The organism is Dokdonella sp., assembly GCF_019634775.1.
GTDB lineage: Bacteria > Pseudomonadota > Gammaproteobacteria > Xanthomonadales > Rhodanobacteraceae > Dokdonella.
This window is the reverse complement of the sequence record NZ_JAHCAS010000001.1, coordinates 753,472-780,242: the sequence shown is the minus strand read 5'-3', so window position 1 is coordinate 780,242 and position 26,771 is coordinate 753,472. Positions and strand designations below refer to the sequence as shown.

23 protein-coding genes are annotated in these 26,771 nt (G+C 67.6%); 11 read left to right on the top strand and 12 right to left on the bottom strand.

All coding sequences use genetic code 11. The features are described from left to right. Positions 1 to 30: 30 nt before the first annotated feature. From KF907_RS03320 to hemC, 4 genes are read left to right on the top strand one after another with little or no spacing between them, the layout of a single operon-like run. Positions 31 to 693, top strand: coding sequence for an alpha/beta hydrolase (locus KF907_RS03320; RefSeq protein ID WP_291218173.1), 663 nt, complete (start codon positions 31 to 33; stop codon positions 691 to 693). Positions 694 to 702: 9 nt separating this feature from the next. Further along, a complete protein-coding gene (locus KF907_RS03315) occupies positions 703 to 1,809 on the top strand; it encodes a sensor histidine kinase (RefSeq protein ID WP_291218171.1) in 1,107 nt (368 codons plus the stop codon). A gap of 3 nt (positions 1,810 to 1,812) precedes the next feature. Beyond that, the gene (locus KF907_RS03310; protein WP_291218169.1) at positions 1,813 to 2,547 is read left to right on the top strand and encodes a LytR/AlgR family response regulator transcription factor; all 735 of its coding nucleotides are present in this window, start codon (positions 1,813 to 1,815) and stop codon (positions 2,545 to 2,547) included. After that, a complete protein-coding gene (hemC, locus tag KF907_RS03305) occupies positions 2,544 to 3,467 on the top strand; it encodes a hydroxymethylbilane synthase (protein ID WP_291218167.1) in 924 nt (307 codons plus the stop codon). Before KF907_RS03310 ends, hemC begins: the two co-directional genes overlap by 4 nt. An 87-nt stretch (positions 3,468 to 3,554) precedes the next feature. Here hemC and KF907_RS03300 read toward each other — a convergent pair whose 3' ends face one another. The 5 genes from KF907_RS03300 to KF907_RS03280 form a co-directional block, all read right to left on the bottom strand. Then, positions 3,555 to 4,343, bottom strand: a complete 789-nt coding sequence (locus KF907_RS03300; RefSeq protein WP_291218164.1) for a DUF481 domain-containing protein — start codon at positions 4,341 to 4,343, stop codon at positions 3,555 to 3,557. Positions 4,344 to 4,453: 110 nt separating this feature from the next. Continuing rightward, on the bottom strand, positions 4,454 to 5,401 hold the full coding sequence (locus KF907_RS03295; protein WP_291218162.1) for a dimethyl sulfoxide reductase anchor subunit family protein: 948 nt from the start codon (positions 5,399 to 5,401) through the stop codon (positions 4,454 to 4,456). Between the two features lie 8 nt (positions 5,402 to 5,409). Beyond that, complete coding sequence (locus KF907_RS03290) at positions 5,410 to 6,228, bottom strand: 4Fe-4S dicluster domain-containing protein (protein WP_291218160.1); 819 nt, start codon at positions 6,226 to 6,228, stop codon at positions 5,410 to 5,412. Then, positions 6,225 to 7,229, bottom strand: a complete 1,005-nt coding sequence (locus tag KF907_RS03285; RefSeq protein ID WP_291218158.1) for a class I SAM-dependent methyltransferase — start codon at positions 7,227 to 7,229, stop codon at positions 6,225 to 6,227. The genes KF907_RS03290 and KF907_RS03285 overlap by 4 nt, the downstream gene beginning before the upstream one ends. Then, positions 7,226 to 10,006 (bottom strand): molybdopterin-dependent oxidoreductase, encoded by a 2,781-nt coding sequence (locus KF907_RS03280; RefSeq protein ID WP_291218156.1) that lies wholly within the window; start codon positions 10,004 to 10,006, stop codon positions 7,226 to 7,228. The genes KF907_RS03285 and KF907_RS03280 overlap by 4 nt, the downstream gene beginning before the upstream one ends. Before the next feature lie 165 nt (positions 10,007 to 10,171). Between KF907_RS03280 and KF907_RS03275 the strand changes: the two genes are divergently transcribed. Then, positions 10,172 to 11,155, top strand: coding sequence for a helix-turn-helix transcriptional regulator (locus KF907_RS03275; RefSeq protein ID WP_291218154.1), 984 nt, complete (start codon positions 10,172 to 10,174; stop codon positions 11,153 to 11,155). A 2-nt stretch (positions 11,156 to 11,157) separates the two neighbouring features. Continuing rightward, a complete protein-coding gene (locus KF907_RS03270; protein ID WP_291220229.1) occupies positions 11,158 to 12,147 on the top strand; it encodes a patatin-like phospholipase family protein in 990 nt (329 codons plus the stop codon). Positions 12,148 to 12,290: 143 nt separating this feature from the next. On the opposite strand, the gene KF907_RS03265 is transcribed toward KF907_RS03270, so the two are convergent. Both KF907_RS03265 and KF907_RS03260 read right to left on the bottom strand, forming a co-directional pair. Further along, positions 12,291 to 13,460: a peptidoglycan-binding domain-containing protein gene (locus KF907_RS03265; protein WP_291218151.1), complete on the bottom strand. Its 1,170-nt coding sequence runs from the start codon at positions 13,458 to 13,460 to the stop codon at positions 12,291 to 12,293. 264 nt (positions 13,461 to 13,724) lie between these two features. Beyond that, positions 13,725 to 16,247, bottom strand: coding sequence for a winged helix-turn-helix domain-containing protein (locus KF907_RS03260; protein WP_291218149.1), 2,523 nt, complete (start codon positions 16,245 to 16,247; stop codon positions 13,725 to 13,727). Between the two features lie 287 nt (positions 16,248 to 16,534). Here KF907_RS03260 and KF907_RS03255 point away from each other — a divergent pair, with 287 nt between their 5' ends. The 5 genes from KF907_RS03255 to KF907_RS03235 all read left to right on the top strand — a co-directional run bounded on the left by KF907_RS03255 (position 16,535) and on the right by KF907_RS03235 (position 22,771). Beyond that, positions 16,535 to 17,041, top strand: coding sequence for a formate dehydrogenase subunit gamma (locus KF907_RS03255; protein ID WP_291218147.1), 507 nt, complete (start codon positions 16,535 to 16,537; stop codon positions 17,039 to 17,041). Continuing rightward, positions 17,041 to 18,639 carry a formate dehydrogenase beta subunit gene (locus KF907_RS03250; RefSeq protein WP_291218145.1) on the top strand — a complete coding sequence of 533 codons (1,599 nt, stop codon included), beginning with the start codon at positions 17,041 to 17,043 and terminating at the stop codon, positions 18,637 to 18,639. The genes KF907_RS03255 and KF907_RS03250 overlap by 1 nt, the downstream gene beginning before the upstream one ends. A gap of 150 nt (positions 18,640 to 18,789) precedes the next feature. Then, positions 18,790 to 21,741 carry a formate dehydrogenase subunit alpha gene (fdhF, locus tag KF907_RS03245; RefSeq protein WP_291218143.1) on the top strand — a complete coding sequence of 984 codons (2,952 nt, stop codon included), beginning with the start codon at positions 18,790 to 18,792 and terminating at the stop codon, positions 21,739 to 21,741. A 62-nt stretch (positions 21,742 to 21,803) separates the two neighbouring features. Next, positions 21,804 to 22,541 carry a formate dehydrogenase accessory sulfurtransferase FdhD gene (fdhD, locus tag KF907_RS03240; RefSeq protein ID WP_291220227.1) on the top strand — a complete coding sequence of 246 codons (738 nt, stop codon included), beginning with the start codon at positions 21,804 to 21,806 and terminating at the stop codon, positions 22,539 to 22,541. Positions 22,542 to 22,543: 2 nt separating this feature from the next. Next, entirely contained in the window at positions 22,544 to 22,771 is a 228-nt protein-coding gene (locus tag KF907_RS03235; protein WP_291218141.1) for a formate dehydrogenase subunit delta, read from the top strand. A 180-nt stretch (positions 22,772 to 22,951) separates the two neighbouring features. Here the strand turns inward: KF907_RS03235 and KF907_RS03230 are convergent, their stop codons facing one another. From KF907_RS03230 to KF907_RS03210, 5 genes are read right to left on the bottom strand one after another with little or no spacing between them, the layout of a single operon-like run. Next, complete coding sequence (locus KF907_RS03230) at positions 22,952 to 23,725, bottom strand: ABC transporter ATP-binding protein (RefSeq protein WP_291218138.1); 774 nt, start codon at positions 23,723 to 23,725, stop codon at positions 22,952 to 22,954. Next, the gene (locus KF907_RS03225; RefSeq protein ID WP_291218136.1) at positions 23,715 to 24,473 is read right to left on the bottom strand and encodes an ABC transporter permease; all 759 of its coding nucleotides are present in this window, start codon (positions 24,471 to 24,473) and stop codon (positions 23,715 to 23,717) included. The genes KF907_RS03230 and KF907_RS03225 overlap by 11 nt, the downstream gene beginning before the upstream one ends. Beyond that, the gene (locus tag KF907_RS03220) at positions 24,470 to 24,898 is read right to left on the bottom strand and encodes a cupredoxin domain-containing protein (protein WP_291218134.1); all 429 of its coding nucleotides are present in this window, start codon (positions 24,896 to 24,898) and stop codon (positions 24,470 to 24,472) included. Before KF907_RS03220 ends, KF907_RS03225 begins: the two co-directional genes overlap by 4 nt. Further along, positions 24,895 to 25,503 carry an SCO family protein gene (locus KF907_RS03215; RefSeq protein ID WP_291218133.1) on the bottom strand — a complete coding sequence of 203 codons (609 nt, stop codon included), beginning with the start codon at positions 25,501 to 25,503 and terminating at the stop codon, positions 24,895 to 24,897. Before KF907_RS03215 ends, KF907_RS03220 begins: the two co-directional genes overlap by 4 nt. Next, positions 25,503 to 26,531: an ABC transporter substrate-binding protein gene (locus KF907_RS03210; RefSeq protein WP_291218131.1), complete on the bottom strand. Its 1,029-nt coding sequence runs from the start codon at positions 26,529 to 26,531 to the stop codon at positions 25,503 to 25,505. The genes KF907_RS03215 and KF907_RS03210 overlap by 1 nt, the downstream gene beginning before the upstream one ends. Between the last annotated feature and the right edge of the window lie 240 nt (positions 26,532 to 26,771).

Below are 26,771 nucleotides of genomic sequence, written 5' to 3'. Positions count from 1 at the left end.
AGCCTCGCGATCCTGCCGAGAGGAGAGCGCATGACCCTGCCCTGTGTCGAAACCGAAACCGGCGCGAACCCGCGCCATGCCGTCCTCTGGCTGCACGGCCTGGGCGCCGATGGCAATGATTTCGCACCGATCGTGCCCGAACTCGCCGGGGCCGGCCTGCCGCCGATCCGCTTCGTGTTTCCGCATGCCCCGGTGCGCCCGGTCACGATCAACGGCGGCATGCCGATGCGTGCCTGGTACGACCTCACCGGTCTGGAGCTTGCCAGGCGCCAGGACGAGGCCGGCATGCGCGCTTCGCTGGCCGAGATCGAGGCCCTGATCGCGCGCGAGGTAGGGCGCGGCATCGCTCCGGCCAATCTGGTCCTGGCCGGCTTCTCGCAGGGTGCGGCGATGGCACTGGCCGGCGGTCTGCGCCACGCCGCGCGCCTCGCCGGCATCATCGCCTTGTCCGGCTACCTGCCGCTGCACGAGAAGCTTGCCGACGAACGCGCGCCGGCGAATGCCGATGTGCCGATCCTCATCGCCCACGGCAGCGTCGATCCGGTGGTGCCGGAGCCGCTCGGCATGCATGCCCGCGATTTCCTGCGCAGCCTCGGCTACCCGGTCGAATGGAAGAGTTACGCGATGGCTCACCAGGTCTGTGCCGAGGAAATCGCCGACCTGCGGGCGTGGCTGGCTGCGCGCTTTGCGTGACGAGCCGGGATGGCGAAGGGCCAGGGTTTCGCCACGTGGCTTACCATGGCGCATGGCACGCAACAGGGGATGGAAGTGACGGCGCAGGCGGACAACCGAGCAGGGCATCGCTGGCTGCCGCAGTTCTGCAGCCTGCCGACGCTGTTTGCGGTCATGGTCGTGGCCGAGCTGGTCGTCATCGTGCTCGCCTTGGCGCCGGCACGGCCGTTGCGCGAGACATTCGCCCAACTCGGCATCGCCACCGTGTTCGTGCAGTGGCTGGCCCTGCTCAACGTCGTCGTGCTGTGCTCGATGCGCGATGCGTTCGCGCGCTGGCCTGCACGCGTCGGCTTCATCGTCGCCTGGCTGCTCGCCATCGTCACCACCGGCCTTGGCAGCGCGGTCGTGCATGCGATGGACGAAGCGCTCGGCCTGCGCCTGCTCGATGGCCACGGCGGACTGTGGCGCTTTGCTCTCGGCAATGCGGCGATCTGTGCGCTGATCGCCGCCGCCCTGTTGCGCTACCTCTATGTGCGCGAGCAGTGGCGCGAGCGCGTCGAGGCTGCGGCAAAGGCCCAGGTCGATGCCTTGCAGGCGCGCATCCGCCCGCATTTCCTGTTCAACAGCATGAACACGATTGCCAGCCTGATCCGTACGCGTCCGGTCGAGGCCGAGCGCACGGTCGAGGATCTGTCGGACCTGTTCCGCGCTGCGCTCGGTGCGCGCGAGGGTTTCTCCACGCTCGGCGAGGAACTCGACCTGGTCGGCCACTACCTGCGCATCGAGGGTCTGCGCCTGGGCGAACGCCTGAAGGTCGACAGTCGCGTCGAGGCCTTGCCACGCGCCCTGGCGTTGCCGCCGTTGCTGCTGCAGCCGCTGGTCGAGAACGCGGTCTACCATGGCATCCAGCGCCTGCCCGAAGGCGGCACGGTGGCGATCGAGGGCATCAACCGCGGTGATGCCGTCGAGATCATCGTGCGCAATCCGTGTCCGGTCGAGGAGGCCACGCCCGGCAATGCGCATGCGCTGGCCAATGTGCGCGCGCGCATCGGCTACCATTTCGGTGCGCGCGGCGCGCTCCTCGTCGAGCCGTCGCGCGGGGAATTCGTGGTGCGCGTGCGCCTGCCGGTGGAATGAACGATGAGAGTCCTGCTGGTCGATGACGAACCGCTGGCGCGTGAGCGCCTCGCCGCCCTGCTCGCCGACATCGACGGTGTCGAGATCGCCGGCATGGCCGGCGACGGCCTCGAAGCGGTCGCCGCGGCAGAGCGACTGCGCCCCGATCTCGTCCTGCTCGACATCCGCATGCCGCGCATGGATGGCCTCGAAGCCGCGCGCCACATCGGCGAACTGGAAGCGGCGCCGGCCGTCGTGTTCTGCACGGCCTATGACGACCATGCGCTGGCCGCGTTCGAGGCGAACGCGGTCGATTACCTGCTCAAACCGATCCGCGGCGAACGCCTGCGCGGCGCGCTCGAACGCGCGCGCCGCTTCAGCGTCGGCACGCTCGGCGCCGTCACCGCAGCCGACGCGCCGCGGCGTTCGCGCAGCCACCTGTGCGCGCGCGTGCGTGGCAGCCTCGTGCTGGTGCCGGTTGCCGACGTCGACTACCTGCTCGCCGAAGACAAGTACGTCGTCGTCCACCACGGCGGCGGCGAAGTGCTTATCGAAGAACCGCTGAAGGCGCTCGAAACCGAGTTCGCCGACCGCTTCGTGCGCATCCATCGCAATTGCCTCGTCGCCCTCGACAAGCTCAGCGGTCTCGTCCGCCAGGCCGACGGCCGCGTGTTCGCCAGGCTGGAGCGGGTGGACACGCCGCTCGAAGTGAGCCGGCGCAACCTGCCGGCGCTGCGCAAGACGGTGCGTTCGCTGTGAACACGTTGCGCATCGCCACGCGCGAAAGTGCGCTTGCCCTGTGGCAGGCCGAACATGTCGCCGCGCGCTTGCGCGCCGCGCATCCCGGCCTCGCCGTCGAACTCGTGCCGATGACCACGCGCGGCGACCAGGTGCTCGACCGCCCGCTCGCCGCGATCGGCGGCAAGGGCCTGTTCCTCAAGGAACTCGAGGTCGCGATGCTCGAAGATCGTGCCGACCTCGCCGTGCACTCGTGCAAGGACGTGCCGATGGAGCTGGAGTCTGGCTTTGCGATCGGCGCGATCCTCGAACGTGCCGATCCGGCCGATGCCTTCGTCAGCAACGACTTTGCCCGCCTTGACGAACTGCCGCAGGGCGCCTGCGTGGGTACCTCGTCACTGCGTCGCCAGGCCTTGTTGCGCGCATTGCGTCCCGACCTCGAACTCACCGACCTGCGCGGCAATGTCAACACGCGCCTGGCGAAGCTCGACGAAGGCCGCTACGCCGCGATCATCCTCGCCTGCGCGGGCCTCGAACGCCTCGGTCTCGGTGCGCGCGTGCGGGCACGCCTGGTGGCGCCGACCTGGGTGCCGGCCGTTGCCCAGGGTGCGATCGCGATCGAGCAGCGCCTTGGCGACAACCGCGTCGCCGATCTCGTCGGCGTGCTCGACGACCCCGACACGCGCCGCTGCGTCGAAGCCGAGCGGGCGATGAACCTCGCCCTGCATGGCAGCTGTCACGTGCCGGTTGCGGGCTTTTGCACGGAAACCGAGCAGGGCCTTGAACTGTTGGGTCTCGTCGGCGATCCCGCCAGCGGTCGCCTGGTGCGCGCCGGGGCCGTGGCGATGGACGGCGAATCCTCCGTCGATCTCGGCAAGCGCGTTGCGGCGATGCTGTTCGAGCGCGGGGCGGGGGAGTTGCTTGCCGCGCATGCGGGATAACCGATATCGCGCGGATTTCGTGACGAATCCGCGCAAATGAAAACGGGCCCGTGAAGGGCCCGTTCCCGTGACGCCGGCGGCGATCGATCAGAAGTTGTAGACGAGATTCGTCGTGATCAGCTGATCGGTCTTGTCGGTGCCGGGGCTGACGTCCGTATTGTGGCGCACCTGGTAGCCGAGCTTGAGCGCGAGCTTGTTGTTCATGCTGACGGCGAGACCGGCATCGTTCTGGAAGAACTTGTTGTCCGAACCGGCTTCGACCAGCAGGATGTTCTCGAACGCGGTGTTGTCGGTGAGCTTGTGCTTGAACGCGACCAGGCCGCGGGCGACGACCTGTCCGTCGGCCGAAGGGTTGATGGTCGTCGCCACCGGCGGTGTGCCGATGAACGCGGTATACGGACGCTTGTCGAGGCGACGGTAGCCGGGGCCGACTTCGAAGGCGAGTTCGGTGCGCTCGTTCTTGAGCGCCGTGTAGCCGTAGCCGAGCGAGAACACGCCCTGGTACTCGTACGGCGAGAAATCGTCGTTCTCGTAGCGGATCGCGCCAACGACGTAGCTGCGTTCGTCGAGCTTGTAACCCGACGAGGCGCCGAGTTCGAAGCGGTTCGCAGTCAACTGGTAGCTGTCGACGGTGTCGCCGGCGGCGTCGGTCACCTTGACCTCGCCCTTGTTGCGCAGCGCGTTGAAGAAGATGTTGTGCTTCCAGGCCTCGTCTTCCTTCTTGAACGCAAGCTTCGCGTTGAGGTTCTCGGACTTGGTGTTGCCGCGGCTCAGGGCGAGACCGAGCTCGCCGCTGCCGGACCAGGAGCCGTCATCGGCCTGGACGACCAGGGGAAGGGCAAGCAGCAGCGCGCTCGCGATCAGCGTCTTGTTCATGGCGTGATTCCTTGTACGGGGGGGCGGCACCCGGTCGGGTGCGCAGGGAGCGCATGTTGCAGCGCCGCAAAATGCTAGCGGTGGCGCTTGAATGCCGGGTGAATAGGCCGTCAAGGATTGTGGCTTGCGCCGTAGTAGCGCATGACCACGTGGCGGGCTTCGGCGAAGAACAGCCAGCGTTCGACGAACACGCCGAGCGCGGCGGCCGTGGTGGCGAGCACGGCAAACGGCACGGCGGCGATGGGCAGGGCGATCGCGAGCAGCGCCAGCAGCGGCACGATGCCGCCGACCAGCACGAGGGTGATCCGGCGCAGGCGCGCGGCATGTTTGCGCGCCAGCACGAAACCCATTTCGTGGGTCAGGTAGTTCGCCTCGGTATGTGGCGCCTCGACGCTGCGCACGTGGCCGTAGCGTTCGAGGCCGGTGGCGGTGCCGGTGCCGGTTTCGGCCGTGGCTTCGGCGGGTCGTCGCCAGTAGGCGAACTTGCAGGCCGCGGCGATCAGCGCGCCGCTGGCGGCGGCGAGCGGCCATGCACTTGCGCTGAAGCCGCTGGCGGCCGCGAGCAGCCACCACCAGGTCGCGCCGGTGGCGAAGGCGAAGCTGAGGAACGATGGCAGCACGCGCGCGTCGTGCCAGGCGGCGATGGTCGGCAGCGAGGTGTAGATGCGTGCCGTGCAGACCACCACGATGACGGCATTCAGTGCCAGCGCGAGACCGGCACAGCGTTGCGCGACGATGCTGCCGTCGATGTGGACGACCACCGCCGCGGCGATGGCGACGAAGGCGCAGGCGATCGCCGCGATGCCTTCGCGCGACAGCCATGAGCTGCGCCACTGGCTCAGCGCGCGCCAGGCACGCAGTGGCTTGCCGAGATGGCCGACCGAGCAGAGCAGACCGATCGTGGTCAACGCGAAGCCAACCGCGAACGCGGCGAGCAACGGCACGCGCACGAGCGCATGGCCGGCATGCACCGCGAGCACGAGGCCGCACAGGAACCACAGGCCGTAGCCGGCGCCCGACAGTGTGGTGAAGAAGATGATCGACAGGGCGGGGCGCATGGCGGCGTTCAGCGCGAGAGCGTGCGATCGAGCCAGCGCAGCAGCGGTGGCAGGCGCGCGTGATCGACGGTTTCGGGTTGCGCATCGACCTTCGCGGCACGTTCGTCGCGGCGCGGTCGCGGCGGCAGGTAGCGGTTGACTGGCTTGTAGCCGAGTTCGGGCATCAGTGCATAGCCCTCGCGCTCGGCAACCAATTTCGACACCGCGGAGGTTTCGTCACCGAGGTCGCCGAAATGGCGCGCGCGGGTCGGGCAGGCGAGTACGCAGGCCGGCTGGCGGTCGGCTTCGTCGAGCGTCTCGTTGTAGATGCGATCGACGCACAGCGTGCACTTCTGCATCGTGCCGCGGCGCGCGCTGAACTCGCGGGCGCCATACGGGCAGGCCCAGGCACAGAGCTGGCAGCCGATGCACTTGTCCTCGTCGACCAGCACGATGCCGTCCTCGGCGCGCTTGTAGCTCGCCCCGGTCGGGCACACCGTCACGCAGGCCGGCGTCTCGCAGTGCAGGCAGGAGCGGGGAAAGTGGATGGTCAGGCCGGGATTGGAGATTGGGGATTGGGGATTGGGAGAAGCAGGGGCGCATGACGAGCCGACACGGCTTTTTTCCCGAATCCCGAATCCCTGCTCTTCAACCGCATAGCTGTGCACGCGGTTGAACCACACGCCGAACGGTTCGGCGGCGTAGGCGTTCTCGTCGATCAGCGGCCCGAACGCGCCGCCGTCGTTCCATTCCTTGCAGGCGACCGCGCAGGCGTGGCAGCCGACGCAGGTGTCGAGGTCGATCACCAGGCCGAGCTTCTTCGCAGCGGGTGGCGGCAGCGAAGTCATGTTGCCTTCCGCTTCCTCAGCAGGAACGTGTTCGACATCTCGCCGACACGCATGCCGGTGTAGGTGTCCTCGATCACTTCCACCAGTTCGCAATCATGGGCCGAGGCCAGACGCATGACCTCGCGCTGCGGCAGCACGTGCATTTCCATGTCGTTGTTGCCGACCTGGTCTGCCAGGTAGGAGGCGAGGTCGAAGCGGTAGCCGGCGCGGTAGGTCGGCACCTGGAACCAGGCGATCCCGCCCTCGCGCAAGCCGGCAAACGCGCGTTCGAGGATCGCCGCGATGACCGGAGGCGGGTTGTGCTGCAGGACGATGACGGAGAAGAACAAGTCGTAGGCAGGCAGGCGACGGATGTCGTCGACGTGCTTGAGCTGCACGAACTCGATGTTGTTCGCGCCTCCGGCCTCGAGATGCCGCCGGGCCAGCGCCAGATGGTTGGCGGAGACGTCGACGGCTACGACGCGATCGACTTCGCGGGCGAGCCAGTGGGTGATCCGGCCGACGCCGCAGCCGAGTTCGAAGGCCACGGAATCTTTCGCCAGCGTGATTCCGTTGCGTGCGAGAGCGGACTGAAGCCTAGCCAGATCGTGTTGGCCGCTGGCATGGAACTCCTCAAGGTTGGCTTCGAGCTTGTCCGGCTTGTAGCGCGGATCGGTGAGAACCGAGAAATGTGGCTCGACGTCGCCCATGTGCGTCCATGCCTTGGCGACATGCTCGAGCAAACGCGAAACCGTCGCTGCTTCCTCGACGCGCTCGATGGCCATCGGCGGTTCGTGACCGGTCAGCGAAGGGCGCGAGGTTCCCCCTGCCGATTGCAGGTATTCGGCCGATCCGACGAAGTGGGCGCGCAGTTCCTTCCAGCCGCGAACATTGGCCGCGGTGCGTTCGACGACGGCGCGGTTCTCCGGTTCACGGTTCAGGAACAACCGATATGCCCAGACGACGGCTTCCTCGGCTGGCGGATTTCCGCCGCCGAACATGGATGCGAGCCAGCGGGTCATGCGTGTACTCCATGGTTGGATTCGATCCTCGTTCCCGGACTGTCCGGTCGAGTGTCGCGCTCGATGCGCACGCGCAGGTCGAACCAGGCGGCCTGGCCGGTCACGGGATCGGCATTGGCGTAGCCATCGTCGAGCTGCTCGCCGATGAGATGATTGAGCAGGAAACCGTCACGACTCTCGGGCGCGTCGGTCGAGAGTTTCCACGCACCCTTCGCCTTGCCGATCGCGTTCCACGTCCACAGCGTGCCGGGCGCGGTCGCGGCATGAAACTTCGCCTGCACGCGGATGCGCGCGAGCGGCGAGGCCAGCCAGATCCAGTCGCCGTCCGCGACGCCGTGCGCGCGTGCCGTGTCGGGATGAAGGTAGAGCACGTTGCGCGCGGCGATCTGGCGCAGCCAGGCGTTCTGCGAACCCCAGGCGTGATACATGAACATTGGCCGCTGGGTGATCGCGGCCAGCGGATATGCGGGGTCCGCGTCGCCGTCGCCGAGCACGGCATACCACTGTGGCAACGGATCGAAATGGCGGGCCACGCGTTCGCGCTCACGCGCCGGCGGCTGCTGCGGACCGTGGCCGAGTGCAGCGAGCCGAAACCGTTGCAGGGTTTCGCAATACAGTTGCAGCACGACCGGTTCGGCTGCGCCGATGAAGCCGAGCCGTTTCGCCCAGTCGAGATATTCGCGGTTGGCCATCTTGTAATAGCGCGCCGCCGCCGGCACCGCGGCATGCCAGTGGCAACCGTGTTCGATGTAATGCTGGAGCTGGCGCGGATTCGCTTCACCGCGTCCTTCCAGGCGGCCATCGGCGCCACGCCAGCCGGCGAGCAGTCCGACCCCCGGGGTGCGTTCGTGCTCGACCATGTACTGGGCGAAACCGCGTGGATACTTCGGTCGGCCGTCGTCGTCGACCATGCCCGGAAGGCGCAGGCGCGCGCCGAGATCGAGCAGGACATCCTGGAACGGCCGCACGTCGCGGTCCGGTGCGACCACCGGCTGGCGGATCGCATCGGCGGCGCCGTCGGCGTCGGAGATCGGGCGGTCGAGCAGGCTGATGCAGTCGTGCCTTTCGAGATATGTGGTGTCGGGCAGGACGAGGTCGGCGAACGCCACCGTTTCCGAGGCGTAGGCATCGGCATAGATGATGTGCGGGATGCGGTACTCGCCGGTCGCCGGGTCGCGGTCGCAGAGCATCTGCCGCGTGCCGGTCGTGTTCATCGCCGAGTTCCAACCCATGTTGGCCATGAACATGAACAAGGTGTCGATGCGGTATGGATCGCCGGCCCAGGCATTGCGGATCACCGAGTGCATGAGGCCGTGCGCGGCGAGCGGATGCTCCCAGGAATAGGCCTTGTCGATGCGCCGTGGCCGGCCGTCGGCATCGACGAGCAGATCGGCCGGCGAGTGCACGAAGCCGAGCGGTCCGCCGTCGAGTGCACCGTTGTCCTTGCGCGTGCGACCGGGCCGATTCGGCGGTGGGATCGGTTTCGGGTATGGCGGCTGGTAACGGAAGCTGCCCGGCGTGTCGATCGCGCCGAGCAGCATTTGCAGCACGTGCAGCGCGCGGCAGGTGTGGAAGCCATTGACGTGTGCCGAGATGCCGCGCATCGCATGCATGGCCACCGGGCGGCCGGTCATCGTCGCGTGTTCGCGGCCGAAGGCGTCGGTCCACGGCTGGTCGAGCGTGATCGCCTGTTCGAAGGCGGTGTCGGCGAGTTCGCGCGCGAGGCGGCGGATCGTCTCCACGGCAACGCCACAACGCTCGGCCACGGCCTGCGGCGCGAAGCGATCGTCGAGATAGCGTTCGGCGAGCAGGTGGAACGCCGGCACCGCGGTACGGCCATCGGCCAGCACGTATTCGCCGACCACGAGCGGAGCGATGCCGGTGGCGGCGGCGTCGACGATGTGCACATCAGCGCCGTGACGTGCCGCACACAAGGCGCGACCGTTGTCGTCGCGCGCGACGAGGCCATCGTCGGCTGCACCGGGGTCGCGGATCACCAGATGATGCGCATTCGTGTAGCGCACCAGGAATTCGAAATCGATGCGGTCTGCAACCAGCAACTCGTGGATGAGGGCGCCGGCGAGCAGGCCGTCGGTGCCCGGATTGATCGGCACCCATTCGTCGGCGATCGCGGCGTAGCCGGTGCGCACCGGATTGATCGCGACGATCTTCGCGCCACGCGCCTTGAGCCGGCCGAGGCCGGTCTTGATCGGGTTCGAATCGTGATCCTCGGCGACGCCCCACAGCATCAGGTACCTGGTCAGCTCCCAGTCCGGCTCGCCGAACTCCCAGAAGCTGCCGCCGAGCGTGTACAGCCCCGCCGCGGCCATGTTGACCGAGCAGAAACCGCCGTGCGCGGCGTAGTTGATCGTGCCGAACTGTTGCGCCCACCAGCCGGTCAGCGCTTGCGACTGGTCGCGGCCGGTGAAGAAGGCCAGTTCGTCGGGATTGCGCGCCCGGATATCGCCGAGCCATTGCGCAGCGAGGTCGAGCGCCTCGTCCCATTCGATCTCGCGGAACTCGCCGGCACCGCGCTCGCCGACGCGCAACAGCGGTTTCGACAACCGCGCCGCCGAATAGTGCTGCTTGATGCCGGCCGAGCCCTTCGCGCAGATCACGCCGCGGTTGACCGGATGTTGCGGATTGCCGTCGATGTAGCGAACGCGGCCGTTCTTGAGGTGCACGCGGATGCCACAGCGACACGCGCACATGTAGCACGTCGTCGTCTTGACGGCGTCGCCAGTCGGCGTGTCGAGTTGCAGTTGTGCGTGCGGCATGCGGCGGCTGGCGGCGCGGGAAAACGCGCATGGTAGCGGATGCGGCGGGATGGCAATCGAACATCGCCCGAGGGGTTCGTACGGGGGTTTCGATGGCGAAGCCTGATGCCCACGTTCGGGGTGATATGCCACACTCGCCGGCGTCGCCGTCGAACCTGCCGCGCCATGGACCGCTACGAGCGCATCCTTACCCTGCATCGCATCCTCAAGGCCTCGCGCTATCCGGTGCCGCTGACGCGACTGCGCGAGGAACTGGCCTGCTCGCGGGCGACGATCTACCGCGACATCGCCTTTTTGCGCGATGCGCTTGGCGCACCGATCGAGAGCGATCCTGAGCAGGCCGCGATCCGCTACGACGCGACCGAGGGCGATCGTTTCGAGCTGCCCGGCCTGTGGCTGACCAGCGAGGAGTTGGCCTCGCTGCTCGCCCTCAACGAGTTGCTCGGGCGCGCCGATCCCGGCGTGCTGGCCGGCGCGCTGGCGCCGTTCCGTGCGCGCATCGAGGGCCTGCTGTCCGACCAGGTCAGCGGACGCAAGCTGCCGATCGAGCGCATTCGCGTCATCGCCAGCGGCGCGCGCAAGCTCGACCAGGCGACCTTCCGCACGGTTGCCGGCGCATTGCTCTCGCGCACGCGCCTGCGTTTCGAGTACCGCGCGCGCACCACCAATGCGCTGACCACGCGCGAGGTCTCGCCGCAGCGTCTGACCCACTACCGTGACAACTGGTACCTCGATGCCTGGGACCATGGCCGTGACGCCCTGCGCAGCTTCGCCCTGGACCGCATGCGCGAGGCCCATTCGATCGAGGCCGTGGCGCTCGACCGCGGGGTCGCCGAACTCGACGACCACCTCGCTGCCAGCTACGGCATCTTCTCCGGCCCGCCCAAGGCCTGGGCGACGATCCGTTTCTCCGCGCATGCCGCGCGCTGGGTTGCCGACGAGCGCTGGCATTCGCAGCAGCAGGGTCAATGGCTGCCGGACGGCCAATACGAACTCAAGCTGCCGTACAGCAACTCGCGCGAATTGTTAATGGACGTGCTGAAGTACGGCCCCGAAGCCGAGATCGTCTCGCCGGTGTCGCTGCGCGAGGAGATGCGCATCATGTTGCAGCTGGCGATCGGGGCCTACAACGCCGGAGGCGGAGCGTGAACATGGGGCCCGCCGGCGTGAACGTGGACGGCCATCGCCGCCGCCGCACGCTCTCGCTCGTGCTCGGCTCCGGCGGTGCGCGCGGCTATGCGCACATCGGCGTCATCGAGGAGCTCGAACGCCAGGGCTTCGAGATCCGCTCGATTGCCGGCAGTTCGATGGGTGCGCTGGTCGGTGGCGTGTACGCCGCCGGCAAGCTCCAGCAGTGGCGCGACTGGGTGCTGCCGCTGCAGCGCCTCGACGTGCTGCGCATGGTCGACTGGACCCTGACCGGCGGCGGCTTCATCAAGGGCGACCGCATCGTGCGCATGCTGCGCGAGCAGATCGGCGAGATCGACATCGAGGACCTGCCTATTCGCTATACGGCGGTCGCCGTCGACCTTGACGCGCAGCGCGAGGTCTGGTTCTCGCGCGGCTCGCTGTTCGACGCGATCCGCGCCTCCATCGCGATCCCGACGATCTTCCGCCCGCATCGCGTGCAGGGCCGTCTGCTGGTCGATGGCGGACTGCTCAATCCGTTGCCGGTGTCGCCGACCCTGAGTGACATGACCGACATCACCATCGCGGTCGACGTCAATGCCATGGCCGAACCATTGCCGGGCGTGATGCCGCTGCCGGGCGACGACCCTTCGCAGCGGGTGCGCAGCGATGCCGATGCATCGCCGCCGCGCAGTCGCAGCCGGCGCCTGTTCGGCGCCCTGCTCGGGCGTCGCTTGCCGGCTGCCATCGCGCGTGAGCCAGGCCTGCTCGAACTGTTCTCGCGCACGCTCGATGTCGTGCAGGAAACGATCACGCGCCTCAAGCTGGCCGCGCAGCCGCCCGATCTCCTCATCACGATCCCGCGCAACGTCTGCACCTTCTACGATTTCCACCGCGCCGAGGAGGCCATCGAGATCGGCCGCGTGCGCACGCGCGAGGCGCTGGCGCAATGGTTGCCACTGCAGCGGAGATGCGCCGACCCTTCCGATCGCGACATCGACAGTCGCGGCTGATGACGGGACTTGAGCGCGGCATCGGCCAAAGAAATGCCGGGAATGTGACTGGCACATTCCCGGCGGTCGTGGCAGCGTGCACGATCAGCGAAGCTTCATGCTGAAGCGAAGACCGACGTGTCGCCGCCTGCTTCCCTGGCAGCTCAGTACTTTTCCCACCAGGTGAACGGCACGCGGTAGGCCGAGGGCGTGTTGTCCGCGCCGTGCCCGGCCAGGCCATTCCTGCCGACATAGTAGTCGGCCACCTGGTTGCGCGCCGACAGCGACATGTCGGTATCACCGATCGCAATGGCGTGGATGTGTGCGGCCCAGGTTCCCGGAATGGCCGTGCGGTACCAGGCGGCAAAGCCGACCTTGCGCAGCGCCCTCACCAACTGCCAGCGTTGCGTTTCGCTCAGCGAGGACACGCTGATGTCGACCGCGCCGCCACCATCGTGCGTGCCGGCCGAAGCGCCGACGCCGCCCGCGTTGTAGGAGCCCTGGGTGACCGTGATGCTGCGACCGAACAGGCGCTCGGCCTCGCGCAGCATCGAGCGGGTGCGCGTATTGACGCGCTTGCCGGAGAACGTCGTCTTGGACCCGACCGTGATCTTGTTGGTCAGCACGAAACGATTCTGTCCGAGTGCAGCCAGCGAGCTCGGGCCGGGGATGCCGGTGGCATCGAGGCCGGTGTAGCCCAGGCGCCGCTGCCAGGTTGCATAGGCGCTGGTGGTGCCGTTGCCGTACCAGCCATCCACGGTTGTGCTGATGCCCTTGGCGTTCAGGCCCGACTGCACGCGCATGACGTCGGCATCGCCGGCCAGCGCCGACTGGTTGCCGCGGAACGGCTCGACCTGCGCCTGGATGACGACATGGGCCATGTGCACCGAAGGCAAAGCCGCGACTGCGTCGATCAAGTTGCCGCCTTGCAGCGGGGCGCCCCCAAGACTGGAGCCGCCGGCCTTGTCGGCGTCGTGATCGTGCGCATCCAGACTCAGCTGGCGCGTGTACTGGACGCAATCGTTCTCGCTCTCGCAGTAGCCGCCGAGTACCACGGCCCAGACATGACCTGCGTCGTCGTAGCGGACTTCGATGACGTGTTCGTCGTCGGTCAGTTGGCCAGCCAGGACCTTGGCAGCGAGGGTAATGTCGTTTGATGTCGCCAGGACATCGTCGTCGCCGAGCTCGACGTGCTGGTTGTCTCCATGCTGCGCCGATTTGGCATTGCTTGCTGCAGGATCGTGTGAGCGGTCCGTTTCCTGGTCCGCGGAGGCATACAGCGAGCCTGACAGGCTCAGGGCGACCGCAACGGCCAGTGTAGTCAGGGTCTTCATTGGCGTTTCTCTCGAATTGAGGTGATGGATCGGTTTCGTCCGGGGCGAGGAACCGATGGCCACAGCGCACCCGGCCCTGTCGACGGTGTGCCCGGACCAGCCGCTTGTCGTGCGGATCCGGTGTGAATGTGGTGTGGATCCGATGATGAAATGCGGATTTGCCGCATTGATGCGAGGCGCCAAGGCATTGATTGCACGGGCGCAGGCGCATGGCGCGCAAGGCAGAGAATGCGCTGGACGCAGCAGGCGACCCGCGCCCGTTGGTCACTCGATCGCCATGCGCTGCCCGGACTCGAGGATCGGTCGCACGTCGGCGGGTGGCGGACGTTCCCCGATCAGCGCGAGCACGCGGCGGGCGGCAACCTGCGCGTGCTCGTTCCCGCCCTCTGCCAGGCGGACACGCAGTCGCAGCAGCGCGGTGTCGTAATCCCGTTCGACCGCGCCGGGCGCCTGCGCTTCCAGTTGGTCGAGCTGTCGGGATGCGTCCTCGATGCGTCCACGGGACAACAGGAACTGGATGTAGGCTTCCATCACGATCAGCGTGACGTTGGGGCTGCGTTGGGTGTACTCCATCGCCAGCGCGGCCAGATAGTCGGCTTCAGCCTCCTCGATGTTTCCACTACGGGCGTTCCAGTAGGCGCGAGCCAGGAATCCGTCGGGGGACTCGACTTTTTGCAGGGCCTCGATCTGGGATTGGGTGAGGTTGGGCAGTGGTGCCCGCGGGCTCCATGGCAGGTCACCCGCCTGTGCGCGGACGAGCAGCAACAGGAGTGCTTCCGCGACATTGGCCCCCACGAACGACCCACCATTCTCCCCGGCCCGGCTCATCAGCTTGAGCCCGTCGCTGGCAGCGGCGCCGGCTTCCTGCCATCGCCCCTGCATGATCCGCAGTCGCGCACGTTGCGCGGCGATCGTGACCTGGTTCAGCGGGCCACCGTCGCTGGCTGGGTTGTCGGAGAGCTCCCGCTGCACCTGATGCACCTGTTCGTCGAGCAAGGCTTCGGCCTCCTTCAGTCGTCCCAGTTCCATCAGTGCATGGACCCGAAGGCGGAGGTAGGTGAACTGCTCGTAGCCACTCGCACCGCCGCCAGCCTGCAGCAGGGACTGCATCTGCTCGGTGACGTGCAGCACGTCGTTCCAGCGGGACAGCGCGCTGAACACGTAGCCGGTCCAGAGGGAGTTCTGGATCAGCGGCCCCACCGCGCCGTACGCGCTCATGACCTGGCGGCTCTGTTCCAGCAGCGTGAGCGCTTCCAGGTGCCGACCCTGCAGTACGGCCATCTGCGCCATCGTGCCGGCGACCGCGGCGGCCTTGAGCTCATCCCCGATGGCAACGAACATTTCGCGTGCCCGGGAGAGATCCTTGGCTGCGTCGGTGGGCCGACCGTCAATGATCGCGGCGATGCCGCGCAATTGCGTGGCGACGGCAAGATCGCGCGGCGCATCAGTGCCTTTCAGGAGACCCAGTGCCTCATCCACGAGCGGCGCCCAGCTCGGCTCGTTCAATTGGCGCATGGCGTTGACCTTCAACAGCAGCGTGCGCGCGAACGGGCCGGGCCGGGCGACCCGATCCAGCCGCCCAAGCCAGAGATCGGCCTCGTCACGAGCTGCGAGGTAGCGCCCCTTCTCCAGCTTCAGCCGGATTTCGAGGATGCCGGTTTCGGGCATCTCACGTGCATCGGCAGGCAGGCGCGAGAGCTGCAGCAGCGCTCCTTCGAAGTCCCTCGCGCGAATGGCCTGCTCGATCACGCCGAAGGTTTCTTCGATCGACCCGTCCAGCTCCGCGCCCGAGCGTTGCAGGCGCCGGTTCAGCCGGGAAACCGCGGCACGAGCCGCCGCCGTCAGGTCACTGGCGTTGGCATCGACGCGCACGCTGTCGCCGGTCTTCGATGCGGCAATCAGCTCGACCACCCAGGCCTCATCGAGCCGATGCACACGCGGCGCGACCACCAGCGCGGCATCGAGTTCGGACAGCAGCATGGGCAACCGCTCATTCGGGACCGGCTCGCTGATGCGTGCCAGCACCTTCTCGACCGGCGTCACCACCGCACCGGTGCGGCGCAGGCCTTCGCCAACCATGGCCATCAGGCCGATACGCGCCCAGGCTTCGGAGTCGTCGGGCAGCACCGCTGGCAATACCCATGCCTGCGCTGGCGAGGTGGCAGCAGCCGGTTGTCGGGCAGTCGACGCGTCTTCCACGGGCCCCCGCAGCCGGATGCCGACCAGCACCAGCAGGGCCAGCACCAGCAGGACGAGCGCTGCCCGGTGCGTGTGCTGGCGTGCCGGAGGCTTCGCCGGGGATGCCGCTGGCAGCGTCGGCTGCACGGGTGCGGCTGCGCGGATCGGTGTGGACAGGCTGCGTGCAGGGATGAGCGCCTCGTCCGGTGTTGCAGGGACGGGTTGAGCGGAAACCACAGCGGTGCCGACGTCGGGCGCGATCGCCGCCACGCCATCGCCGGGTTCGATGTCGATCGCCTCGACGATCTCGACGGTTCCGATCCAGTGATAGCCGAAGCCGGGTACGGTGCGGACCAGGCGCTGCAGGCTGCCATCGTCGTCCACCAGTCGACGCACGGCCGCAACGACCTGGGCCAGCTGGTTGTCGGAAACGTTGTCGTGCTTCCACAGGGCCCGGGCCAGTTCATCGCGGCCGACGGCGCGGTCGCGATGCTCGATCAGGTAGGCAAGGCAATCGAACAGCTTGCGCGAGACGTTGAGCTGGACCGACTCCCGTTGCAGCAGACGGGTGGCCGGACTGACGATGAAGCTGCCGAATCGATAATGCATGCGCCAGTTCAGTTTCCGCGAAGAAAAGGTCGTTGGGGAAAGCGCGGCCAGGGCTTCGATTCCGAAGCGACGGAGGATCCGATGATCCCCGTGCGCCGATTCGCGACCGATCGGGCGGAGCCAGCGTATACCGGCGGGATCGTGCCTTCCGTGATCGGCCCCGAGTATCGCAAGGCCGCCCGCCGCGACCCGGACTCTTGTCGCATTGCAGCAACCATCCTTCGCCGCGCCGCACATACTTGTCGCCGTTGTCGCGCGCATCGGGCGCGTTTCCACCGAGGCCATCCGTGAGTCCAGCCGCCGCCAGGACCGAAGCTCCCGCCGCGCTCGCCGAGCACGAGCGCCAGCATGTCGTCGCCGTGCTCGATGAGCTGCACGCATTGCCGGGTGCACTGCTGCCGATCCTGCACGGCATCCAGGACGCGCTTGGTTACGTGCCGCCGGCGAGCGTGCCGCTGGTCGCTCAGGCCTTGAACATCAGCCGTGCCGATGTGCATGGCGTGATCAGCTTCTACCACCATTTCCGCAGCACGAAACCTGGGCGCCACGTACTGCGCCTGTGCCGCGCCGAGGCCTGCCAGGCGATGGGTGCGCGCGCGCTCGAAGCGCGCCTGCGCGAGACGCTCGGCATCGACTTCCATGAAACCACCGCCGATGGTGCGGTCACGCTCGAACCGGTCTATTGCCTCGGCAACTGCGCCTGCGCGCCGTCGCTGATGATCGACGACGATGTACACGGGCGCATCGATGCAGCCGCACTCGATGCCGTCGTCGCCCGCTGCCGGGGAGCATGATGGCGACGACCGTCTACGTTCCACGCGATACCAGCGCGCTCGCCTGCGGTGCCGAAGCCGTCGCGCGCGCGATCGTCGACGAAGCCGCGCGGCGCGGCATCGACATCCGCCTCGTGCGCAACGGCTCGCGTGGGCTGTACTGGCTCGAACCACTGGTCGAGGTTGCCACGTCATGCGGTCGCGTCGGTTACGGACCGGTCGCCGCCGCCGATGTCGCCAGCCTGTTCGACGCCGGTTTCCTCGATGGCGGGGCGCATGCACTTGGGGCTGGCCGCGTCGACGACATTCCGTATCTCGCCAGCCAGCAGCGCCTGTGCTTCGCGCGCAATGGCATCATCGATCCGCTCGACCTCGACGACTACGCCGCGCATGGCGGCTGGAAGGGCCTCGAGGCCGCGCTTGCGCTTGCTCCCGCAGCGATCGTGCAGGCCGTGCTCGATTCGGGTCTGCGTGGGCGCGGCGGCGGCGCCTTCCCGGCCGGCATCAAATGGAAGACCGTGCACGACACGCCGGCCGCCCGCAAGTACATCGTCTGCAATGCCGACGAGGGTGACTCCGGCACCTACTCCGACCGCATGGTCATGGAGGGCGATCCGTATCGCCTGATCGAAGGCATGGCGATCGCCGCCCTGGCCACCGGCGCGACCGTCGGCTACGTCTACCTGCGCAGCGAGTATCCGCTCACCCGGCGCGTGTTCGCCGAAGCGCTCGATCGCGCGCGTGCGGCAGGCTGGATCGGCGCCGACGTGCACGGCAGCGGTCGCGCCTTCGACATCGACCTGCGCCTCGGTGCCGGCGCCTACGTCTGTGGCGAGGAAACCGCCCTGCTCGACAGCCTGGAGGGCAAGCGTGGCCAGGTGCGCTTCAAGCCGCCGCTGCCGGCGATCAAGGGCCTGTTCGGTCAGCCGACCCTGATCAACAACGTGATCACCCTGGCTTCGGTGCCGGACATCCTCGTGCATGGCGCCGCGTGGTATCGCGACTACGGCATCGGCCGTTCGCGCGGCACGCTGCCGATCCAGCTCGGCGGCAACCTCAGGCGCGGCGGCCTGGTCGAGCGCGCCTTCGGCCTGACCCTGCGCGAGTTGCTGTACGACTACGGTGGCGGCAGCGCCAGCGGCCGGCCGATCCGCGCCGTCCAGGTCGGCGGCCCACTTGGCGCCTACCTGCCTGAATCGCAGTTCGACACGCCGCTCGACTACGAAGCCTTTGCCGCCATCGGCGCGATGCTCGGCCATGGCGGCATCGTCGCCTTCGACGACAGCGTCGACATGGCCGAACAGGCGCGCTTCGCCATGGCATTCTGCGCGATCGAATCCTGTGGCAAGTGCACGCCGTGCCGCATCGGCTCGACCCGCGGCGTCGAGGTCATCGACCGCATCCGTGCCGCGGACGAGCGCGAACGCAACATCGCCCTGCTGCGCAGCCTCGCCGACACCATGCTGCACGGCTCGCTGTGCGCGCTCGGTGGGCTGACGCCGCATCCGGTGCTGAGCGCGCTTGACCATTTCTCAGAAGACTTCGCTTCGGCTCCGGTTGAGCGACTGGTTAGGCCGCCTCTTCGTCGAAGTAGTCGCCATCGATCTTCGGGATCTTGACCCCGCCGCGAGAGCCTGCCGAGAACCGGGACCGGCGTTTTCCCGCGAGCCGCGCGTGCGCAGGCGTTGATCGGGGGAATGAGCCCAGGGCGGGCGGCTCTTGCTCTGGCCGTGATTTGCGGACACCCTCCGAAGTCAACGGAGACACGCATGCGATCCATCGCCGAACACGACTACGGTACGCCGGCCGTCCAGCCGATCTCGACCTTGAAGCCGGTGCGGCTCGACATCGACGGCGTGTCCGTCACGGTGCCGCCGGGCACCTCGGTGCTGCGCGCGGCGGCGCTGAACGGCGTCGAGATCCCGAAGCTGTGCGCGACCGATGCACTCGATGCCTTCGGCTCGTGCCGGCTCTGCCTGGTCGAGATCGACGGCATGAAAGGTTATCCGGCCTCGTGCACGACACCGGTCGCCGAGGGCATGCGCGTGACGACGCAGAGCGCGAGACTCGCCGAGCTGCGTCGCGGCGTGATGGAGCTGTACATCTCCGACCATCCGCTCGATTGCCTGACCTGTCCGGCCAACGGCCATTGCGAGCTGCAGGACATGGCCGGCGCGGTCGGGCTGCGCGAGGTGCGCTATGGCTACGACGGCGCCAACCATGTATTTCCAGCGATCGCCCCTGATCGCGAGAATCAAGAAGCGGCCATTCATGACCGCACTTCCAACCAGAAGCACATCAACCCACTGTTCAGCCCCAGGGACGAATCGAACCCGTACTTCACCTTCGATCCTTCGAAGTGCATCGTCTGCTCACGTTGCGTGCGTGCCTGTGCCGAGGTGCAGGGCACGTTCGCGCTGACCATCGCCGGACGTGGCTTCGAGTCGAAGGTCGCAGCGAGCCATGGCGAAACCTTCCTCGACTCGGAGTGCGTGTCCTGCGGCGCCTGCGTGCAGGCCTGTCCAACCGCGACGTTGACGGAGAACTCGCTGATCTCGATGGGGCAGCCACGGCGCAGCGTGGTCACGACCTGCGCCTACTGCGGCGTCGGTTGCTCGTTCCGCGCCGAGATGCAGGGCGAGGAGGTTGTGCGCATGGTGCCCGACGCTGGCGGTGGGGCAAACCACGGTCACTCCTGCGTGAAGGGCCGCTTCGCCATCGGCTATGCCACGCATGCCGAACGCATCCTCAAGCCGATGATCCGCGCGAAGACCAGCGACGCGTGGCGCGAAGTGTCATGGGCGGAGGCTATCGACCACGCCGCAGCCGAGTTCCGGCGCATCCAGGCGCAGCATGGGCGCGACTCGATCGGCGGCATCACCTCGTCGCGCTGCACGAACGAGGAAACCTACCTCGTGCAGAAACTCGTGCGCGCCGCGTTCGGCAACAACAACGTCGACACCTGCGCGCGGGTCTGCCACTCACCAACCGGATACGGCCTCAAGCAGACGCTTGGCGAATCGGCCGGCACGCAGGATTTCGATTCGGTCATGCAGGCCGATGTGATCTTCGTGATCGGCGCGAACCCGACCGACGCGCATCCGGTGTTTGCTTCGCAGATGAAGCGTCGCCTGCGCCAGGGCGCGCGCCTGATCGTCGCCGATCCGCGCCGCATCGATCTCGTGCGCACGCCGCATGTAGCCGCCGCGCATCACCTGGCGCTGCGCCCCGGCACCAATGTCGCCCTGCTGACTTCGCTGGCCCATGTGATCGTCAGCGAAGGCCTGGTCGACGAGACCTTCGTGGCCGCGCGCTGCGAAGGCGAGTCGTTCGCCAAGTGGCGTACCTTCGTGGCCGAGCCGCGCCACTCGCCGGAGGCGATGGAGGCCGTTACCGGCGTCGCCGCCGCCGAAGTGCGTGCCGCCGCACGGCTGTACGCGACCGGCGGCAATGCCGCGATCTACTACGGCCTCGGCGTGACCGAACATGCTCAGGGTTCGACGGCGGTCATGGCCATCGCCAACCTCGCCATGGCCACCGGCAACCTCGGCCGCGAGGGCGTCGGCGTGAATCCGCTGCGCGGCCAGAACAACGTGCAGGGCTCGTGCGACATGGGTTCGTTCCCGCACGAGTTCCCGGGTTATCGCCACGTCGGCGACGACGCCGTGCGCGCCAGCTTCGAGCAGGCTTGGGGTGTCGGCTTGCAGCGCGAGCCGGGCCTGCGTATCCCGAACATGCTCGAGGCGGCGCTCGATGGCGAGTTCAAGGCGCTCTACATCGAGGGCGAGGACATCGCGCAGTCCGATCCGAACACGCAGCACGTCACCGCCGCCTTGGCGGCGATGGAGTGCGTGGTCGTGCAGGACCTGTTCCTCAACGAGACGGCGAAGTTCGCCCACGTGTTCCTGCCCGGCTCGACCTTCCTCGAGAAGGACGGCACCTTCACCAACGCCGAACGGCGCATCTCGCGCGTGCGCCGCGTGATGCAGCCACGCAGCGGCCATGCCGACTGGGAAGTCACCCAGCTCCTCGCCAACGCGCTCGGCTATCCGATGGACTACGCGCATCCGTCGGAGATCATGGACGAAATCGCGCGGCTGACACCGACCTTCGCCGGCGTCAGCTACGCACGGCTGGACGAATGCGGCAGCCTGCAATGGCCATGCAACGCCGCTGCGCCGGACGGCACACCGACCATGCACATCGGCGAGTTCGTGCGCGGCAAGGGGAGGTTCATGCTGACCGAGTACGTGCCGACGCGCGAGAAGGTCAACGCACGCTTCCCGCTGATCCTGACCACCGGGCGCATCCTCAGCCAGTACAACGTCGGCGCGCAGACGCGGCGCACGCAGAACACGCGCTGGCATTCCGAGGACCTGCTCGACATCCATCCGCACGATGCCGAGGCACGCGGCATCGCCGATGGCGACTGGGTCGGCATCGCCAGCCGCGCCGGCGAGACCGTGTTGCGCGCGCGAATCAGCACACGCATGCAACCTGGCGTGGTCTACACCACGTTCCATTTCCCGTTCTCGGGCGCCAACGTCATCACCACCGAGAACTCCGACTGGGCGACCAACTGCCCCGAATACAAGGTCACCGCGGTCGAGATCACGCGCGTGAGCCAGCCGTCCGAATGGCAGCAGCGCTACCGCGCCTTCAGTGAGCAGCAGCAGGTGCTTCTGCGCGAGCGCCGCCGCGAAGCCGAGCAGGCACGGTGAGTGGGCACCTGAACGGCGCCGTGCGCCGCCGTGTCGAACGCCATCGCGCGCATGACGACGGCATGGCCGAGGATTGGGTCGCCGCCGAAGTGCCGCTGGCGATCGACTACAACGACGCGCCGCACGTGGTCATGATGGCCACCCCGGACGACCTGGCCGACTTCGCGCTCGGCTTCTCGCTCAGCGAAGCGGTCATCGCCACGCCCGCGGAACTCAACTCCTGCACCGCGACCACCCTGCTCGAAGGCATCCGCCTCTCGCTGCGCATTCCGCCTGCGCGCGCGCAGGCGCTGGCGCAGCGTCGGCGCAACCTGGTCGGAAACAGTGGTTGCGGCGTGTGCGGCACGCAGCATCTTGAGGATGTGCTGCGCCATCCGCCGCGCGTCGCTGCAGCGATCGCGGTCTCCGAGGTTGCGCTGCAGCGTGCGCTGGCCGAGCTCGAACACCGGCAACCGCTCAACGCGCTGACCGGCGCCACCCACGCCGCGGCCTGGGCACGCGCGGACGGTTCGCTGGCGCACGTGCGCGAGGACGTCGGCCGCCACAACGCGCTCGACAAGCTGATCGGCGCGGTCGCGCGCGCCGGTGACGACGTGCGCACCGGCTTCCTCGTCGTCACCAGCCGGGCCAGCTATGAGATGGTGCAGAAGGCGGCCACGGTCGGCATCGGCTTCATCGCCGCGATCTCGGCACCGACCGCGCTCGCCATCCATCTCGCCGATGCGACCGGCATCACCCTGGTCGGCTTCGCCCGTGACGACGGCCACGTCGTCTACGCACGCCGGTCAACCGAGGACTGAACATGGACATCGAGCGGCTCGTGCAGATGGCCAACGACATCGGCGCCTACTTCGCCTCCGAACCGGACCGCGCCGCCGCCATCGCCGGCATGGTCAGCCACCTCGAACGCTTCTGGGACCCGCGCATGCGGCGCCAGCTCCTCGCCCATCTCGCAATGGGCGGAGCGGGTCTTGCCGACCTGCCACGTGCAGCCGTCGCCGACCTCGCCACCCGCACGCGCCCGCCATAGCCGGATGCGCGCCGTCACCGCGAATGTCAGGAAATCCCACCTGCCTGCGTATGTACCCATGCAACGGGGCGAAACCGTCCAGTGGACGGGTCATGGGGATACGCCAGGACGCAAGGATGCGACGTTGCCGGAGGAGGGGCCGCGCGGGCGCATGCGTCTGACCAGGCGCGGCGCCGCCGGTCAGATCGTGTCCCGCTCCACCCCGAGTTCACGCAGGATGCGCGCGCGCAGCGCCTGTACCGGCGCACTCGCGAGGTGGCGTGGATGCGGGATGGCGACATCGAAGCTGGCCTGCACGCGGGTCGGTCGCGAGGAAAGCACGAGCACGCGGTTGGCGAGGTGGATCGCTTCCTCGACGTCGTGGGTGATCAGCACGACCGTGTGACGCTCCTCGTCAAGGATGCGCAACAGCTCGTTGCGCATGCGCAGGCTGAGCAGGGCATCGAGGGCCGAGAACGGTTCGTCCATGAACAGGATGTCCGGTTTCAGCACCAAGGCGCGCGCCAGTTCGGCACGCTTGAGCATGCCGCCGGAGAGTTCGTGCGCGTAGCTGTGCTCGAAACCCTTCAGGCCGACCAGGGCGGCGTAGTGGTCGGCCAGTTCGCGCTGTTCGGCCGGAGGCCGAGTGCCGAGGCCGAACATCAGGTTTTGCCGTACCGTCAGCCACGGGAACACCGAGCCCTGCTGCGAGATCAGGATGCCGCGCGGCCCCGGCCCGGTGAGCACTTGGCCGTCGATCCGCACCGTGCCGTGGTCGGGGCGCTGGAAGCCGGCGAGGATGCCCATGAGCGTGGACTTGCCGCAGCCGGAAGGCCCGACGATGGCGACGGTCTCGCCTTCGCGCACCTCCAGATCGATGCCGTCGAGCACCTGCAGGGTGCCGCGTTCGGTGGCGAAGCCCTTGCTGACGCGCTGTGCCGAAATCTTCGCTGCTTTCGTCGACTCAGCGTGCATAGCGCCACCGCACCGATTTCATGCCTTCGAGTCCGCGCATCAGTCCATCCAGCAGCAGGCCGATCAGGCCGATGATGATCATGCCGGCGACCACGAGGTCGTAGCGGTTGCCGGCGTTGCGCGAGTCCATGATGAGATAGCCGAGGCCCGAGTTCAGCGCGATCATCTCGGCGGCAACCACGACCAGCCAGGCCACGCCCAGGCCGATGCGCATGCCGACGATCACCTGTGGCAGCGCCGCCGGGATCACCACGCGACGGAACAGCGTGCCGCGCGAGACGCCGAAGTTGGCCGCGGCACGCAGATAGCGGGGCTCGATCGTGTGCACACCTTCCACCGTCTGCACGATCATCGGGAACACCGAGGCCATGAAGATCAGGAAGATCGGCGAGACATTGCCGACCCCGAACCAGAGGATCGCGATCGGAATCCATGCGATCGGCGAGATCGGACGCAGGATCTGGAACACCGGATTGAGCGTGACGAAGGCGCCGCGCACCCAGCCCATCCACAGGCCGAGCGGCAATGCCACCAGCACCGCCAGACCGAAACCGATGCCCACGCGCATCAGCGAGGCACCGATGTGCGCCCACAGCGAACCGTCACCGATCAGTTCGCTGGTGCCGGTCAGCACCTGCCACGGGGTCGGAAAGATCGGGCTGCGCGTGGCGATGACCGTGATCCACCAGACGGCGATGATCACCACCATCACCACGATCGAGGGCAACCAGCTTTTGATCCGCGTCATGCCAGCCTCCGCAAGAGCCGGCCCACGCGCCAGCGCAACCGCGCCCAGGGTGAGTCCGGTGCCTCGTGCACGACCACGGCCATCTGGCCACTGGCGTGCGCGGTGCATTCAAAGTGATATGTGGACGCCACGCCGAACGGCAGGCGGAAACTCTGACCGGGCATCATCACGGTCGGACCGAACACTTGGGGGACATCATCGAGGTTCCTCAACAGCAGGATGTCGCGCACACCGAGGGTGAGATGGATTTCCGCCGGCAGGATCTCGACCGCATCACCCGACATGCGCCGCGCCCAGGTGCCCTGCGGAATCTCGAACAGTTCCTCGCGCGTGTCCTGGGATACCGGCACGAACGCCGCCGCGGCGACCACTCCACCCGCCGCCAACGCCAGGGCGATCGCGATGACGCGCCGGCATCGCTTCACGGCACCGCCAGCAGGATGCGCAGATCGTGCACGAAATCCTCAGGCGGGTGGCCATAGGGCATCAGCGCGCGCAGGCGGCCCTCGCGGTCGATCAGGTAGGTGAAGGCCGAATGCGAGTACGAGTCGGACTGGCCCTCGCGCTGCACCTTCGCGGCGGCGATGCCGTAGTCCCTGCGCACCGCCGCGAGCTGTTCCTCGCTGCCGGTTGCACCGACGAAACTCTTGTCGAAGGCGGTGACATAGGCGCCCAGGCGCGCCGCATCGTCGCGTTCCGGGTCGACCGTGATCCACAGCACCTGCACTTCGTCGGCCTGCGCGCCGAGCTGCCTGCGTGCCGCGGCAAGCGTCCCCAGCGTGATCGGGCAGACTTCCGGGCAATGGGTGAATCCGAAGCCGAGCACGACGACCTTGCCGCGCCAGTCGCGCATCGACACGTCGGCGCCGGTGGTGCCCGGCAAGGTGAAGTCCGGCGCTTCACGCGGCGGCTCGAACACGCCCGCCTTCAGAGTCGGTGCCGGTGCCGGTGCCGGCGACTGCGCCAGCAGCGCGGCGGGAAGCAGCAGGCACGCTGCCAGCATGATGCGCATCGTGAAGTGGCTGGCCATCAGACTGCGATCGCCGCAGCCGTCGCGCGCCGCGCGAAGCGCTCGTCGACATATTTGTCGTAGGCGACCGGGCGCTTCAGCGTGCCGGCCTCGATCGACAGTTGCATCAGTTCTTCGAATTCCTCGGGGATCATGCGCAGGTCACCATAGGTCACGCGGTCGGCAGGATTTTCCATCACGTAGCGCAGGATGGCCGGATCCTGGTTGAAGAAGCGCCGCGCCGCGGCGATCTGGATCGCAGTCTCGCGGTTCTGCGGCTGCTGGTCGAGCCAGACACCGGCGCCGAGCACGTGGTCGACCAGATCCTGGATCAGCTCGGGTTGTGTGGCGATCAGCTCCTCGCGCACGGTCAGCACGCAACAGATGTAGTTGCGCCATTCGTCGCGCGTCATGCGCAGCGCGCGGGCATAGCCTGCGCTTTGCGCCGCAGCACCGAATGGCTCGCCGGTGCAGTAGGCGTCGACGGCATCGGCGTAGAGCGCGGCCGGCATGTCCGGTGGTGGCATCTCGATGATGTGGATATCGGCCGGCGTCATGCCCTCGCGCGCGAGCATCTTGCGCAGAAACAGGAAATCGACCGCGAAGCGGCTCGGGATCGCGATGCGCTTGCCGGCCAACTGGCGGAATTGCTGGTAGGGCGAAGCGGTCTTGACCATGATCACCGCGCCGGAGCGGTGCCCGAGCGAGACGATCTTGACCGGGATGCCCTGGTCGGCAAGATCCATGACCAGCGGCGCGAGCATGTAGCCGGCCTGGATGCGCCCGGTCATCAGCGATTCCTTGATCTCCGGCCAACCGCTGAACTTGAGGTACTCGTAGGCGAAACGCGGTGCGTCTTCCGCGGCTGCCTGGTTGGCTTTCTCGCGCGCGGTGCAGGCCACCGGCAAGGTCAGGTTGCAGGTGACCGGCAGGCCGCCGACCTGCACTGACCCCTTGCTTCCACCCCCCGCACACGCCGCCACGCCGACGGGAAGCGCCGCCAGGCAGGCGGCCTTCAGCAGTTCGCGGCGGGTCAGGTCGATGCTCATGCGCGCACATGGCGGAGGACGAACGCCGGATTCTATCCCGCCTGTTCCGCACCGGTACCGGGGTGCTTGCGGTCGGTCGGAATGTCTGGAGTCGCGGGCGCCGTCGATCCCGCGCTGTGCGCACGATCTGCACGCGGTCACGCTCATCACCGCCAGCGGAGCCATCCGATGCACGGGCATGGTGCCCGGATTCGAATGTCAGGAAATGTCGTCGGACTTCGTACCAGATCATGCAACGGG

Coding starts and splice junctions, on each gene's coding strand:
- KF907_RS03320 (WP_291218173.1), top strand. CDS start 31: ATGACCCTGCCCTGTGTCGAAACCGAAACCGGCGCGAACCCGCGCCAT.
- KF907_RS03315 (WP_291218171.1), top strand. CDS start 703: ATGGCGAAGGGCCAGGGTTTCGCCACGTGGCTTACCATGGCGCATGGC.
- KF907_RS03310 (WP_291218169.1), top strand. CDS start 1,813: ATGAGAGTCCTGCTGGTCGATGACGAACCGCTGGCGCGTGAGCGCCTC.
- KF907_RS03300 (WP_291218164.1), bottom strand. CDS start 4,343: ATGAACAAGACGCTGATCGCGAGCGCGCTGCTGCTTGCCCTTCCCCTG.
- KF907_RS03295 (WP_291218162.1), bottom strand. CDS start 5,401: ATGCGCCCCGCCCTGTCGATCATCTTCTTCACCACACTGTCGGGCGCC.
- KF907_RS03290 (WP_291218160.1), bottom strand. CDS start 6,228: ATGACTTCGCTGCCGCCACCCGCTGCGAAGAAGCTCGGCCTGGTGATC.
- KF907_RS03285 (WP_291218158.1), bottom strand. CDS start 7,229: ATGACCCGCTGGCTCGCATCCATGTTCGGCGGCGGAAATCCGCCAGCC.
- KF907_RS03280 (WP_291218156.1), bottom strand. CDS start 10,006: ATGCCGCACGCACAACTGCAACTCGACACGCCGACTGGCGACGCCGTC.
- KF907_RS03275 (WP_291218154.1), top strand. CDS start 10,172: ATGGACCGCTACGAGCGCATCCTTACCCTGCATCGCATCCTCAAGGCC.
- KF907_RS03270 (WP_291220229.1), top strand. CDS start 11,158: ATGGGGCCCGCCGGCGTGAACGTGGACGGCCATCGCCGCCGCCGCACG.
- KF907_RS03265 (WP_291218151.1), bottom strand. CDS start 13,460: ATGAAGACCCTGACTACACTGGCCGTTGCGGTCGCCCTGAGCCTGTCA.
- KF907_RS03260 (WP_291218149.1), bottom strand. CDS start 16,247: ATGCATTATCGATTCGGCAGCTTCATCGTCAGTCCGGCCACCCGTCTG.
- KF907_RS03250 (WP_291218145.1), top strand. CDS start 17,041: ATGGCGACGACCGTCTACGTTCCACGCGATACCAGCGCGCTCGCCTGC.
- fdhF (WP_291218143.1), top strand. CDS start 18,790: ATGCGATCCATCGCCGAACACGACTACGGTACGCCGGCCGTCCAGCCG.
- fdhD (WP_291220227.1), top strand. CDS start 21,804: ATGGCCGAGGATTGGGTCGCCGCCGAAGTGCCGCTGGCGATCGACTAC.
- KF907_RS03235 (WP_291218141.1), top strand. CDS start 22,544: ATGGACATCGAGCGGCTCGTGCAGATGGCCAACGACATCGGCGCCTAC.
- KF907_RS03230 (WP_291218138.1), bottom strand. CDS start 23,725: ATGCACGCTGAGTCGACGAAAGCAGCGAAGATTTCGGCACAGCGCGTC.
- KF907_RS03225 (WP_291218136.1), bottom strand. CDS start 24,473: ATGACGCGGATCAAAAGCTGGTTGCCCTCGATCGTGGTGATGGTGGTG.
- KF907_RS03215 (WP_291218133.1), bottom strand. CDS start 25,503: ATGGCCAGCCACTTCACGATGCGCATCATGCTGGCAGCGTGCCTGCTG.
- KF907_RS03210 (WP_291218131.1), bottom strand. CDS start 26,531: ATGAGCATCGACCTGACCCGCCGCGAACTGCTGAAGGCCGCCTGCCTG.